General features: G+C 65.6%; 12 protein-coding genes and 1 tRNA gene. 4 read left to right on the top strand and 9 right to left on the bottom strand.

All coding sequences use genetic code 11. From position 1 onward, the window contains the following. The first annotated feature begins 35 nt into the window (after positions 1-35). Complete coding sequence (locus VOI21_RS09040; RefSeq protein WP_323769515.1) at positions 36-1061, top strand: LacI family DNA-binding transcriptional regulator; 1026 nt, start codon at positions 36-38, stop codon at positions 1059-1061. A 63-nt stretch (positions 1062-1124) separates the two neighbouring features. Here the strand turns inward: VOI21_RS09040 and VOI21_RS09035 are convergent, their stop codons facing one another. The 7 genes from VOI21_RS09035 to VOI21_RS09005 all read right to left on the bottom strand — a co-directional run bounded on the left by VOI21_RS09035 (position 1125) and on the right by VOI21_RS09005 (position 8729). Next, positions 1125-1739 (bottom strand): d(CMP) kinase, encoded by a 615-nt coding sequence (locus tag VOI21_RS09035; protein WP_323769514.1) that lies wholly within the window; start codon positions 1737-1739, stop codon positions 1125-1127. Between the two features lie 65 nt (positions 1740-1804). Further along, positions 1805-2314: a hypothetical protein gene (locus VOI21_RS09030; RefSeq protein WP_323769513.1), complete on the bottom strand. Its 510-nt coding sequence runs from the start codon at positions 2312-2314 to the stop codon at positions 1805-1807. Then, on the bottom strand, positions 2311-3654 hold the full coding sequence (aroA, locus tag VOI21_RS09025; RefSeq protein ID WP_323769512.1) for a 3-phosphoshikimate 1-carboxyvinyltransferase: 1344 nt from the start codon (positions 3652-3654) through the stop codon (positions 2311-2313). Before aroA ends, VOI21_RS09030 begins: the two co-directional genes overlap by 4 nt. Before the next feature lie 149 nt (positions 3655-3803). Then, positions 3804-6017: a type I secretion protein gene (locus tag VOI21_RS09020; protein WP_323769511.1), complete on the bottom strand. Its 2214-nt coding sequence runs from the start codon at positions 6015-6017 to the stop codon at positions 3804-3806. Between the two features lie 95 nt (positions 6018-6112). Beyond that, the gene (locus VOI21_RS09015; RefSeq protein WP_323769510.1) at positions 6113-7192 is read right to left on the bottom strand and encodes a methylglyoxal synthase; all 1080 of its coding nucleotides are present in this window, start codon (positions 7190-7192) and stop codon (positions 6113-6115) included. A 3-nt stretch (positions 7193-7195) separates the two neighbouring features. Further along, positions 7196-7996 carry a pyridoxal kinase gene (locus VOI21_RS09010; protein WP_323769509.1) on the bottom strand — a complete coding sequence of 267 codons (801 nt, stop codon included), beginning with the start codon at positions 7994-7996 and terminating at the stop codon, positions 7196-7198. Between the two features lie 37 nt (positions 7997-8033). Further along, positions 8034-8729 (bottom strand): SDR family NAD(P)-dependent oxidoreductase, encoded by a 696-nt coding sequence (locus VOI21_RS09005; protein ID WP_323769508.1) that lies wholly within the window; start codon positions 8727-8729, stop codon positions 8034-8036. A gap of 73 nt (positions 8730-8802) precedes the next feature. Here VOI21_RS09005 and VOI21_RS09000 point away from each other — a divergent pair. Together VOI21_RS09000 and VOI21_RS08995 are read left to right on the top strand one after the other, a co-directional pair. Further along, positions 8803-8876: transfer RNA gene (locus VOI21_RS09000), tRNA-Gly, on the top strand. Positions 8877-8975: 99 nt separating this feature from the next. After that, positions 8976-10775: an ABC transporter transmembrane domain-containing protein gene (locus VOI21_RS08995; protein WP_323769507.1), complete on the top strand. Its 1800-nt coding sequence runs from the start codon at positions 8976-8978 to the stop codon at positions 10773-10775. A 15-nt stretch (positions 10776-10790) separates the two neighbouring features. Here the strand turns inward: VOI21_RS08995 and VOI21_RS08990 are convergent, their stop codons facing one another. Continuing rightward, positions 10791-11681 (bottom strand): LysR substrate-binding domain-containing protein, encoded by an 891-nt coding sequence (locus VOI21_RS08990; RefSeq protein WP_323769506.1) that lies wholly within the window; start codon positions 11679-11681, stop codon positions 10791-10793. A gap of 115 nt (positions 11682-11796) precedes the next feature. Between VOI21_RS08990 and VOI21_RS08985 the strand changes: the two genes are divergently transcribed. Beyond that, positions 11797-12147, top strand: a complete 351-nt coding sequence (locus tag VOI21_RS08985) for a hypothetical protein (protein ID WP_323769505.1) — start codon at positions 11797-11799, stop codon at positions 12145-12147. Here the strand turns inward: VOI21_RS08985 and VOI21_RS08980 are convergent. Then, positions 12134-13687, bottom strand: coding sequence for a bifunctional metallophosphatase/5'-nucleotidase (locus VOI21_RS08980; RefSeq protein ID WP_323769504.1), 1554 nt, complete (start codon positions 13685-13687; stop codon positions 12134-12136). The two genes, VOI21_RS08985 and VOI21_RS08980, sit on opposite strands and share 14 nt — an antisense overlap. Positions 13688-13857 lie beyond the last annotated feature (170 nt).

Genomic DNA, 13857 nt, shown 5'->3' with positions numbered 1-13857 from the left:
ATAACGTATCGATATCTCTCTAAAAGGAAATTCCCTTGGCCGCAGACGATACCCGCCCGCTCACCCTTCGCGATGTTTCAGAGGCTTCCGGTGTTTCGGAAATGACCGTGTCCCGCGTCCTGCGCAACCGCGGCGACGTCAGCCAGGCGACCCGGGAAAAGGTGCTGGAGGCGGCCAAAACGCTGGGCTACGTGCCCAACAAGATCGCTGGCGCGCTGGCCAGCCAGCGGGTCAATCTGGTCGCCGTGATCATCCCCAGCTTGCGCAACATGGTCTTCCCTGAGGTCCTCTCGGGGATCAGCGCCGTGCTGGAGGAGACCGATTTGCAGCCGGTTGTGGGCGTCACCGACTACATGCCAGAGAAGGAAGAGCGCGTTCTGTATGAAATGCTGTCGTGGCGGCCCTCCGGGGTGATCGTCGCCGGGCTGGAACATACGGACGCCGCGCGCGCGATGCTCAAGGCCGCCGGCATCCCGGTGGTCGAGATCATGGATACGGACGGCACACCCATCGATTGCGCCGTGGGCATCAGCCACCGCCGCGCTGGCCGCGAGATGGCCCGCGCGATCCTCAAACAGGGGTATCAGCGCATCGGTTTCATGGGCACCAAGATGCCGCTGGACCACCGCGCCCGCAAACGGTTCGAAGGCTTCACAGAGGCGCTGGCCAAGGAAGGCATCGAAGTCGTCGATCAGGAGTTCTACTCTGGCGGATCGGCGCTCCGGAAAGGCCGAGAGATGACCCGCGCCATGCTGGAACGCGAACCAGAGCTGGATTTTCTCTACTACTCCAACGACATGATCGCCGCCGGTGGCCTGATGCATCTGCTGGACGCCGGGATCGATATTCCCGGCCAGATTGGCCTTGCCGGGTTCAACGGGGTCGAATTGCTGGACGGTTTGCCGCGCAATCTGGCCACCATGGATGCCTGCCGCGAAGAGGTTGGCCGCAAGGCGGCGCAGATCATCGCCGCGCGGGTCGAGAATCCTGAAACGCAGACAGAATCGGTTATCGAACTGACGCCCACGATCGACTACGGCGATACGCTGAAACGCCGCTGAGGCGCCCAACCGGACCTGCCCCGGGACCTCCCGGCTGCCGGCCGTGCACCGCCTGAAACGGCCTTAGCCCGAAACGCGCGCCGCGTTTACAATTGCAACCGCCTCTGCCACCGCGTCTTCGATGGCCATCTTTGAGGTGTCCAGAGTGGTCGCGTCGTCTGCCGGTCTCAGCGGCGCATCGGCCCGGTTCATATCGCGCGCATCGCGCACCAGCACATCGGCCATTACATCCTCCAGCGTCACCTCATGCCCCGCCGCCACCAGCTCGCGCCAACGCCGTTCGGCCCGCACCTCTGCGCTGGCGATAACAAACAGCTTGGCCTCAGCCTCGGGGCAGATCACCGTGCCGATGTCACGCCCGTCCAGCACCGCGCCGCCAGAGCGCCGAGAAAAGGCGCGCTGCACGTCCACCAGCGCCGCGCGCACCGCTGGCAGCGCCGCCACCTTGGACGCCGCCTGCGCCACGTCGGGCCCGCGCAGTTCAAGCGCGTCAAGGCTTGTTACATCCAGCGCCTGCGCCGCCTCAACGGGGTCGATCCCCTCCAGCATCTTGCGCCCGACCGCCCGGTACAGCAGGCCGGTGTCCAGATGGGCAAAGCCGAAACGCGCCGCCAATTGCCGCGCAATGGTGCCTTTGCCGCTGGCCGCAGGCCCGTCGATGGCGATGGTAAAACTCATATCCCTCTCCTTGGTCCCGATCTACTGCAGACGGCGCGCGTCAACAATCGCCGAACACCACCTGTTCAGCCCGCCGTCCGGCCGCGCCACTTCTGCCAAAGCCATGTGGCAAACCCCACCAACAGCGCCGTCAGCGCAACCGTCGTGGCCGCCGATTTCAGCACGGTCCAGCGGGCGGCACGGCGCGCCGTGTCCGCGTCAAACCCCTCCAGCAACCGCGCCACGGCGGCGTTCTCTGCCAGATCCGCCGCCATGCCGACCACTGCCACAAGGCAGATGGCCCAAAACACCGGCCCGCGAAACAACCGCGCCGCAGAGGCGCAGGTCCAGGCCGCCAGTAAGTGCGGATAGACCGTATCCAGACGCAACTGCACGTCGGCATACAGACTGCGCCCCGCCTCTGTCAGCGCGCTCACGAACGCCTCGACCTCTTCGGGCGAATAGCCCCAGGGGCGCAGGTCGAAAGGCACCAATCCGCCCGCTGCCGCCGCAATTGTCGAAAAGGTCCACAGCACCATGGTGAAATAGACCGCCAGCGTGATGAGCGTCAAAAGCAGATAGGCCGCGCGGCTCATCCGCGCGTGACCTCGGCCCCAAGCCCGCCCATCAGCGCCTCGAAAATCGGAAAGCTGGTCGCAATCGGGCCGCCGTCATCCACCGACATCGGCTTGGTCGAGGCCATGCCCATCACCAGGAACGACATGGCGATGCGGTGATCCAGATGGCTTTCCGCCGTCACGCCGCCCGGCACGTGGCCATGGCCGCGCCCCTCGACCGTCCACCAATCCTCACCTTCCTCGACATGCACACCGGCAGCGCGCAACCCGGTGGCCATGGCGTCGATACGGTCGCTCTCCTTGACCCGCAATTCCTTGACACCCGGCATATGGGTGCGCCCCTCGGCAAAGGCGGCGACAACCGACAGCACCGGGTATTCATCGATCATGCTGGCGGCGCGCTCTGCGGGCACTTCGATGCCCTTGAGATCCGGCGAAAACCGCGCGCGCAGGTCCGCCACCGGCTCACCGCCCTCTTCGCGCATGTTCTCGAACGTCAGGTCCGCACCCATCTCTTGCAAGGTAAAGAACAGCCCCGCCCGCGTCGGATTCAACCCGATGTTCGGCACCACAACGTCAGAGCCTTCGACAATCAGCGCCGCACAGACCGGAAACGCCGCCGAGGACGGATCGCGCGGCACGATGATGGTCTGCGGTTTCAACTCGGGGCGCCCTTGTAGCGTGATCACGCGGCCCTGATCAGTGACCTCGGTCGAAATGACCGCCCCAAATCCCGCCAGCATCCGCTCGGAATGGTCGCGCGTCGCCTCACGCTCGATCACCACGGTCTCACCGGGGGCGTTCAGCCCCGCCAGCAAGACGGCGGATTTCACCTGCGCCGAGGGCACCGGCACGACATAGCGCACCGGCAAAGGGTCCGCCGCGCCGACGATGGTCATGGGCAGTCGCCCGCCCGACCGGCCATAGGACCGCGTCCCGAACAACGCCAGCGGATCGGTCACCCGCGCCATCGGCCGTTTGTTCAGGCTAGCATCGCCAGTGAACGTCGCCGTGATCGGAGAGGTCGCCATCGCCCCCATGATCAACCGCACGCCGGTGCCGGAATTGCCGCAGTCGATGACATTACCCGGCTCGCCAAAACCGCCGACGCCGACACCATGCACATGCCATGTGTCGCCGATCTTTTCGATCTCGGCCCCAAAGGCCTGCATCGCCTTGGCGGTGTCCAGCACGTCCTGCCCTTCCAGCAGACCGGTCACTCTGGTCTCACCCACCGCCATCGCGCCTAGGATCAGCGACCGGTGCGAAATCGACTTGTCGCCGGGCACATGCGCCTCGCCCTTCAGCGGGCCGGAGGCGCGGGCAGTCATCGGAATCGGGGTGCCGTGGGCGGACATAAGCGCTCTCCTCGCAAAATCGTCGCCGCCTGATAACAAGCGTCCGCGCAGAGGTCCATCGCGCTGATGCAGGGCCGCCGCCCCCGGCTTCTTCTGTCCGGAAATATCCCGGGGGGGGGTCGCCTGACAGGCGATGGGGGCAGCGCCCCCTATCCCAACCCCGCCATTGCGAGCAGCGGCAAAGCAGCCAGCGCCCAGCTAAGCCCCAGATCGTCAAACCCCTCTCCGGGCTCTGCCTCCTCGTCCGGCTCTTCTGATGCGTCCGGTGGACCGCTGAACAGATCGAAGGACTCCGCCGCGTGATCCTGCTGATCCGGCGCAAACCCCAACAACGTCAACAGCTCGTGCGCGGCCTCGGCGGGGTCGGCAGCGGTGGGGGGCGGCGGCGCAGGCTCGGTCTGGGGCAGCAGATCGTTGATCTCGGACCAGAGGTCATGGGCCTCATCCTCTTCCCGCCCCGGTCCCGACGGGGTTTGGGAGGGGCGTGCGGAGGTCGGCTCTGCCGAATCGAAGGACATCACCTGCGCCCAGTCTTGCAGCGCCGCACCCGGCCCGTCGACCTGTGCCGTCTCCGGGGCGTCCCTTTGCCCGTCTTCTTGATCCAAGATGTTGGTCAAGACATCAGTGTCCGCGATTCCACGGTCTGCGGCCGGGGTCGGAGTTGCGACCGGGGCCGGGTCGCTGGCGGAAAAATCCTTGGCCTGCGCCTGACCCGGCCTTGGCGCATCGGTCGCAGGGTCCGGTGCATCGGCCTGCGCATCCGGCACCGGATCGACCAAGGGCTCCATCTCGGTGATGTCGTCAAGGACCACGACCGGTTCGGCCGGGCCCGCCCCCGGCGCGGTGCTGTCGAACACTGGCGCAAATGAGGCTGTCGGGGTCACATCCACCAGCCGCAGTTGCAGGATCTCCCCCTCGGCCAGCACCACATCGACCTGCCCGCCGTCATAGACGTCCTCCGGGTCCAGTCGTTCCAGCACCGCGTCCGACGAGGTGTCCCCCGGCGCCTGCCCCGGGGCCACGCCCAGCACCACCGCCTCGACCCCGCCGACATCCGCCACCAGCGGGCGCAGGTCCACCCCGGTTTGCACCATGCCACCGCCCTGCGGTGCCATGATATACAGCAGCATGTCATCGCCATCGGCAAAGCCATGCACCTCGATCCCTGCGCCCTCATACTCTGTCTCGCGCGCATCGTTCGGCGCGAAATCCAGCATCGTCATGCCCGGCAGGTTCTCCGACATCAGGGCAAACATCTCACCGGGGGGCGTGTTGCCGGAATAGCTCATTCCTTCGCTCAACGCCGACGGCGTGTTCTGGATCAGCGGCCAGACCTGCGCCGCATCCACCCCCTCGGCCATAAACGCCTCGACCTGTTCCAGCATCTCCTGCGCCTGAAACAGCCCGTAATCCTGCGCCTCATCCAGCGAAGAGGAGTTTGACCGCAGGTTCCATTCGGTCACATGGATCTCAAGGTCCGGATTTTCCTCAAACCATGTGTCCTGTATCTGATCGAGGTGGAAATACCGGGTGTGCGGCGCATCGGGACCGCGCGAATAGACATGCGCGATGATGCCATCGACGGCGTCCAGTTCCGCCGCGTCGAACTGTTCGATCACCAGCAGGTTGTTGACCTCGGTCCAGTCGATCCGTGCGGTCAGCGACAGGTCCAGCCCGTAGGTGGCGTTCAGGTCGGCGGCTATCTCGGCGTCGGTAAAGCCGTCATAAACCTCATCCAGCGAGGATTCGCCAAAGTTGGTGCCCATCTGCACCAGAATATCGACCTCCGCCGCTTCGGGATACAGCGGGGCCAGCGCCTGCAATTCGCTGTCGATGATGCGCGTCATCTCGGACGCGACGCGGCCATATTCGACCGCGTTCATCCGCCCCGACCCCCAGTATTCATTGCCGATCTCAAAGCCCGCGACCGGCGCGTCGCCGTATTCGCCGGTGATCACCTCGCGCACGAAAGCGCGCAGTTCCGCCTCATCCACCGCCGCGAACCGGTCCCCATTGTCGTCAAACCGCGTGTCAGAGATCTGTTCGCGCGTCGGCAGCACAATCGTCACCGCGCGGCCGGTGTCGCCCGCGTAATCCATCGCGTCCGACAGCGGCATGAAATCTACCACCTCGCCGGTCTCATTGTCGCTGGCGGTCGGGGAATCCGGGTCCGACAGGTCAAAAAAGCTCTCTGTCAGCGACCCGCCGGGATAGCGCAGACTGGTGACGCCCAGCGCCTCGACCGCCTCGGCATGGCTGCCGGGGCCGGTCATCGGTGCGCGCGGCGCAAGAAGGTTGCCGCCAAACAGCCAGGCGGTGGCGGCCTCGCCAGCACTGGCAAGGGGTACGGATAGAATGGGCATGATCGCCTCTGCCTGAGGGAAACTCAGAGGCAGATTGGCGATGAAATGGAAACGAAGTGTCTACACGGGCCGGACAATGCCTAAAACTGGAACAGTCACGCCTCGCGCCCGCCCGCCAGCAGCGCCGCCGCCAGCATATCCGCCGCCGAGGTGCTCAGCGCCAGAGGCGTGTCGTGCAGCATCGACAGCCGTGTCAGCGCCTGCAAGTCCACGTCCCCGCCATGCGGCACCGTCGGGTCGGCGAAAAAGATCACCGCGTCCAGTTCGCCGGTCGCAACCAGCGCGCCCAACTGCTGATCGCCTCCCCGGTCGCCGCGTTGCAACCGTCGAATGGCCAGTTCCGGGGCAAGCTCGGACAGCATGCGCCCGGTGCTTCCGGTACAGATCAGCCGGTGCCCCGCCAGCGCCGCGCGGTGCCGCAGAACCCATGCCCGCAACTGCGCCTTGCGCGTGTCATGCGCCACCAGCGCCAGCCGCCGGGGTGCCGTGGATACCGCCCGCGCCCGCGCCGTGATGGCCAATATCGCGCGCACCTGCGCCGCGAACCCGCTGCCCTCTGCCGGAAAGACCCCCGACAGCGCCGCCGTGCCCACAGTAAACCCCGCCGCGCCCGCCTGCGCGCAGGCTGCAACCCGGTCTTCGCTGTCGATACTGCCCGCCATGATCACGGGTTTGCCCACCGCGCCGCAGACCGCTTTCATCAAGGCCGGAACCGCGCCGTCGAACCGGTAAGCCAGCAGGTCCAACCCGTGCACATGTTCGAAATCCGCCAACTCGCGGGCCGAGGCAGCGATGTCCTCAATCGGGCCTTTCAGCACGCTGGGATGGCCGGTGATGCGCCCCGGAAACGGATAATACCGCACCGGATGGTGGCGCGTGACCTCTGTCACCTCGCGCGCCCGCGTTCCGCCCAGCAGACAATCCACGTCGATCTCGACCGCCGCGCGGGCCGAGGCCAGCTCACTTTCCGCGTCCAGACTGACCACCTCCAGATAGCTGCGCCCCCCGGCGCTGCGGATCGCCGCCGCCAGCACCTTCAGCTCGGACAAGGGTAGGCCCACGTCCTTGAACCCGATATGGCGCACCCCGCCTTCCAGCGCCTCTTCCAGACGCGCGCGGGCATCGGGGATGGTGCGGTCATTGGCGGTCAGCATGAGAATGAAGTCAAAGGCCATGGCTCAGATCTCCGTTGCGGTCAGGGGGGTGGCGCGGGTCCATGTGGCGGCGGCCTCACTGATCCGCAGGTGCGGCGTGTGCAGGCTGGCGTCTATCAGGTCCGACAGATGCCCCAGCGCCGCCCCCGGCGCCAGCCCCCCGGCAATCAATGCCGAAAAGACATCGCCCACCCCATGCGGCACACCGTTGCGCAGCGGCACCGGACAGACCTGCGCGCCCTGCGCAGTCACCCGCAGCACCCCGGTTGTCCCCGGTCCAAAGGGAGCAGAGGTGACAAGCACCTCTTGCGCAGGCCCCAACAGCGTTTCGGCGGCAGCGCGGGCGGCCTGCATATCGTCAACGGGCGCGCGCGTCAGCCAGCCCAGTTCAAACAGGTTTGGTGTCAAGACGTCCGCCAACGGCAGCAGTCGGCCCCGCAGCACCTCTGCCGTCTCTTCGGCGATATACAGCCCCTTCGGCGCATCCCCCAACACCGGATCAATCACGATGCGCGCCCCAAGGCGGCGCATCCGGGCCACCAGATCGGCGGCCAGTGCCACGTGCTCGGGCGTCGGCAGATACCCCACCAGCAGCGCGTCCTGCTCCGCAAGCCAGCCGTTCGCCGCCACCGCGTCGATCATCGCGGAGACCCGTTCCGGCGGGACCGGCACCCCGGCCACATGCGGCCAGCCGGGATGATTGGACAGCATCACCGTCGGCAGTTGCGTGACCGTATGGCCCAGCGCCTGCAACGCAGGGGCGCCCGCCGACGCGCCGACATGGCCATGCGCCACCCAACTGGACAGGATCAGGATGCGGGCCATGCGCCGCGCCTTTGTGCCATAACCTGCCGCGCCACGGTCAGAACCGTTCGACCCAAGGCCGGACAGCGATCTCTTGCGACCATGCGCTGCGGTCCTGTTCGATCAGGTGGCGATAGGTGCGCGCAATCGCCTCGGGGCGCAACATCGACCCCGGCGCATCCGCAGGCTCCACCCGGCCCGGGTTCAGGATCGCCCCGTCGATATTGACCCAGGCGACATGGATGCCCTTGGGGTGCAATTCCCGCGCCATGCTTTCCGCCAATCCGCGCTGGGCAAACTTGCCCATCGCAAACGGGGCCGACTGGGCAAAGCCCTTGACCCCCGCCGACGCCCCGGTGAACAGGATGGTGCCGCGTGTGCCGCCCACCGGCTCTGCCGCCAACATCCTGCGCGCCGCATGTTTTCCGGCAAAAAAGGCCCCCAAGGCGGTGACCTCGATGGCCCTGCGCACCTCCTCGCCGTCCAGCTCTGCCACCGGGCCGCGCACCCGCGCGGAGGGGTTGTAGATCACCACACGCGGCGCGTCGGACAGGTCATCGAACAGCCGCCTGACCGCCGTCTCGTCCGTCGCGTCCAGCAGCACCGCCCGCGCCCCGGTCTCCTGCACCACGGCCTGCATCCTGTCGCCGGTCCGCGCGGCCAGTGTCAGCTGGTGATCGCGGCCAAGTTCGCGCGCCAGCGCGGCGGACAGCCCGTCCCCGGCCCCGATGATGACCGCCTGCGGTTTATCCATCCAGCTTTCCCCCCTGACCGGTTTACACGACCTTGACCCCGATTTGAGTCTATCATAGGACATAACCCGCTGAGCGGGCGTTGTGTAATGGTAAGACCTCAGCCTTCCAAGCTGATGATACGGGTTCGATTCCCGTCGCCCGCTCCATAATCCTTCCCGTATCGGACATGTCCCGCGTCAAGACGGCGCTTGACCCCCGCGCCCCGCGTGGCAAAACGCCCTGTGCGTGACAAGGAAGGAGCCCCCATGGCCGCCAAGACCACCCCCGGCACCGGTGAGCAGGAGCGTGAGAAATCGCGCCGCCTCAAATCCCTGCGCGCGCTCTGGCCCTTTCTGCTCCCCTACCGGCTGTTGATGCTGGCCGCGCTGGCCGCGCTGACCGCCACCGCCACGGTGTCGCTGATCCTGCCGCTGGCGGTCCGCCGCGTCGTGGACAATTTCAACACCGAGGACGGCGCGCTGCTGGATCAGTATTTCGGGGCCGCGCTGCTGATCGCCGCGCTGCTGGCGACCGGCACGGCGCTGCGCTACGCGCTGGTGACGCGGCTGGGTGAACGGGTGGTGGCCGACATCCGCAAGGCGGTCTTTGACAAGGTCATCGGGCTGTCGCCATCGTTCTATGAAAAAATCATGACCGGCGAGGTGCTCAGCCGGATCACCACCGACACCACGCTGATCCTGTCGGTCATCGGCTCGTCGATCTCGATCGCGCTGCGCAACGTGCTGTTGTTTGTGGGCGGCATTGTCCTGATGCTGTTCACCTCGGCCAAGCTGACCGGCCTTGTGCTGCTGATCGTGCCTGCCGTTGTTATTCCGATCCTTGTGCTGGGCCGCCGTGTGCGCAAACTCAGCCGCGAAAATCAGGACTGGATCGCGGCCTCCTCGGGCAATGCGTCAGAGGCGCTGACCAGCGTGCAGACCGTGCAGGCCTACACCCATGAGACCCAGTCGCGCGGTGCCTTTGCCGACGTGACAGAGAAAAGCTTTGACGCCGCGCGCAAACGCATCTGGACCCGTGCGATCATGACGATGATCGTCATCTTCCTTGTGTTCACCGGCATTGTCGGCGTGCTCTGGATCGGTGCATGGGACGTGCGCGCGGGTGGCATGAGCGCGGGCACTCTGATCCAGTTCGTGATCTATTCCGTCATGGTCGCCGGCGCGGTCGGGGCCCTGTCCGAAGTGTTCGGAGAACTGCAACGCGCCGCAGGCGCCACCGAACGCCTTGTCGAACTGCTACAGGCCGAGGACACCGTCAGTGACCCGGCCAAACCTCTGCCCGCCCCCACGCCGGTCCGCGGTGAGATCACCTTTGATCACGTCAGCTTTTCCTACCCCTCGCGCCCCGGTGTGTCGGCCCTCGCAGAGGTCGACCTGACCATCGCGCCGGGTGAAACCGTGGCGCTTGTCGGCCCGTCGGGCGCGGGCAAGACCACCATCATACAGTTGATCCAGCGTTTCTACGATCCCGCTGAGGGCCGTATCCTGCTGGACGGCGTGGCGCTGGACGCTATGGCACGGCATGATTTCCGCCGCCACATGGCGCTGGTGCCGCAGGACCCGGTGATCTTCGCCGCCTCGGCGCGCGACAACATCCGCTTTGGCCGCCCCGACGCCACTGATGCGCAGGTCGAGGCCGCCGCCCGCGCCGCCGCCGCGCATGAGTTTCTCACGGCACTGCCGGACGGCTACGACAGCTATCTGGGCGAACGCGGCGTGATGCTGTCAGGTGGGCAGAAACAGCGCGTCGCCATCGCCCGCGCCATCCTGCGCGACGCGCCCGTCCTGCTGCTGGATGAGGCCACCAGCGCGCTGGACGCCGAAAGCGAACGCGCGGTGCAACAGGCCGTCGATACACTGGCCGAAGGCCGCACCACCATCATCGTCGCGCACCGTCTGGCAACGGTGAAAAAGGCCGACCGGATCGTGGTCATGGAAAACGGCCAGATCGTCGCCACCGGCACCCATGACGCGCTGGTCGCCGAAGGCGGGCTTTATGCACGACTGGCGCGGTTGCAGTTCACCGAAGGCGTGGCGGCGGAGTAATACGTAGGGCGGGGTTCACCCCGCCACTTCCTCCGCCACCCAGTCACGGAACAGCCGCACCTTGGGCAAGTCCCACTTGTCAGCCATCCCCAGCAGGCAGATTCCCCCTAGGGGCGAATCGCTGACCATCTCGGGAAAGGGCAGCACCAGCGTCCCGGCCTCCAGTTCGTCGCGGCACAGCATCAGGTCAGCCATAACCACGCCCGTCCCCATCACCGCCGCCCGCGTGGCCAGATCGAGGTTCGCAAAATCATGCCCCTGCGCCGGATCGACCCCGGTCACGGGAAAGGTTGCCAGCCAATCAGTCCAGTCCCCGTGCCGTGGTGTCTCGTGCAGCAGGTCCGCCTGCGCCAGGTCCTCGGGCCGTTCCAGCGGGTGACTAGCCCGGTAGGCTGGTGAGCAGGCCGGGGACATACGCACACCGAACAACCCCTGAACCGCGATGTTCGGCGCCCGGGTTGGCTGGTTCTCGATCGAGAAACCAAGGTCGTACTCCACCCCGTTAAACATCGTATCGCAATGGAAATCCGTGGTCAGCCGGACCTGGATATCCGGATGACGTGCGCGAAACCGGTCCAGACGCGGCAGCAGCCAACGAATAGAGGTGGCGGGCGGGCAAATGATATGCAGATCCAAGGCGTCCGAAGCGATCCGCTCTGCCTCGGCGGCGATGCGGGCAAAGCTCTCTGTCAGGACCGGCATCAGGCGACGCCCCGCCTCAGACAGGCTGACGCCCTGCGCATGGCGCCGGAACAGCGGCACCCCCAGATGGTGCTCCAAAAGCTTGACGTGCCGGCTGACGGCGCCCCGCGTCACATGCAGCTCCTCTGCCGCGCCGATAAAGCCTTCGTGTCGGGCGGCGGCCTCAAAGGCGCGGAGCGCGTTGAGTGGGGGCAGTTTCGGCATCGGTGCCACCTTGGATCAGATTACCTGATCCATGATAGGAGAAAGCCTGGTTTGCGCGCAAGCGGGTCAGGCGCCAGACTCCGGGAAAGTAGTCGCGCACATAGAAGGGCCAGACATGCAGACCACAACCAGCCTTCGCTCACGCTCGCTGATCGCAAATAGCGCCAACTGGATTAGGAAAACTGCACTGTACCTTGCCCAATGGCGCCAAGACCGCCAAATGGACCGCGACATCACCCGCATCGCGGAAACCGCCCCGCACCTGCTAGCCGACGTGGGTTTTGCCCCCGAGGGACCGGCCAACAGCTGGCACAGGGACGGCCTGATTGTCACGATCTGCCACGCCCCGGATCAGCCCGCCCAGTTCACCGTCACCCCCACGCGGTCCCGGGAACGAAAAAGGGCCGCCCCCCGGGAGGGGGCAACCCTGCAGACGGGGCGTGAAGCGCCGCTTACTTCATGGTGATCCGGCCATCGGTGTAAGGCTGATACGCGCCATCCTTGGCCAGATACTCTGCCGTCACGTCCGCCAGATCGGGGCCAAAGTCATAGGCGTTCTCAGCATCCTTGAACATCTTGTAGCCGTCGCCGCCGTTGCGCACATAGTTGTTCGACACCGCGCCATAGACCTTGTCCAACTCAACCGGCGCGCCGCCCACCATGACCTCGGAAACCCGGCTGCCCGGCTCTGCGGAGGGATCAACGGTAAAGGTCATGCCCGCCACCTGCGGGAAACGGCCCGCGCCTTCCTCGATCTGGCTGACGCCGTTTTCCAGCGCCTCGACCAGCGTCGCGCCGGTGATCTGGAAGGTCGACAGGGTGTTCTGGAACGGCAGCACGGTCAGCACCTCGCCCATGGTCACTTCGCCCGCGTCAATCGACGACCGCAAGCCGCCGCTGTTGGCGATGGCCACGTCGATGCCCTGCGCCGCGACCCGGTCCAGCATCGCATCGGCCACAAGGTTGCCCATCGCGCATTCCATCGCACGGCACACATCGCGGCCGCCTTCGATGGCTTCGGCGGCCTCTGCCACCACCTTGTTGCGGATCTCTTCCAGTGGCACGGCGGCCTCTGCGATGCGCGCCTTGACGGCGTCATCCTCGGTCACCGATGCGTCGATCAGGATCGGCGCACCCTCGGCAGAGATCACCTCACCGGCGTCGTCAAAGGTCACATTCAGCTCACCCAGGAACTTGCCATAGGCATAGGCCTGCACGATCTGAACGCCGTTCACGACTGTCGGATACGCACCCGCAGCGCCCTCCATGTCACCCAGCAGGGTGTTGGAGTGGCCACCCACGATCACGTCGACGCCGGTGGTGTTCTCCGCCACGCGCTGATCGACAACATACCCAGAGTGCGACAGAACGATGATCTTGTTCACGCCCATCTCTGTCAGTTTGTCGACCTCACCCTGCACCGCATCCGACGGATCGGTGAAGATGATATTGTCGCCGGGGCTGGCCAGTTCATCGGTGTCCTGCGGTGTCAGACCGATCAGGCCCAGCTTTTCACCGCCACGCTCGATCACCGTGGATTTCATCAGCGCATCGGCCAGCAGCGGCTCACCCGAGACGTCGGCGTTCGACATCAGGATCGGGAATTCCACCGCATCCATAAAGCCGCGCAGCACTTCGGGGCCATCGTCGAACTCATGGTTGCCGACGGTCATGCCGTCATAGCCCATGAGGTTCATCATCTCGGCCGCCAGCATACCCTTGTAATAGGTGTAGAACAGCGTGCCCTGAAACTGGTCGCCGCCATCCACAAGGATGTAGTTGTTGGTCCGTGCCTTGGCCGCGTTGATTGCCGTGATCATACGCGCCGAGCCGCCAAAGCATTTGCCCTCGGCGTTGTCCTCCGCGCCGCAGCCCGAATCATACTTGCTGATCGGCTCGAACCGGGCGTGAAAATCGTTGGTGTGCAGGATCGTCAGCGAATAATCCGCCTGTGCGGCCCCGGCAATCAGTGCCAGCGTGGCCGCACCTGTCATCATGCGAAACATGAGGTTTCCTCTCTGTCGGTTTTGTTTATGCCAATAGCAGACCCCGGCGCGTGCCAAGAGTCAAAGCCTGACTTTGCGTCTCGCTCACGGCTGTAACAGCGTGATGAAACCTGTCCCGATCCTGAGCCGCAACATTCAGCGCCACGCTTGACCCCGGTCACGCGGCGCGG

The sequence above is a fragment of the Antarctobacter sp. genome (assembly GCF_034670325.1).
GTDB lineage: Bacteria > Pseudomonadota > Alphaproteobacteria > Rhodobacterales > Rhodobacteraceae > Antarctobacter.
The sequence above is the reverse complement of the archived record's forward strand: the minus strand, read 5'-3'. Positions and strand labels throughout refer to the sequence as shown.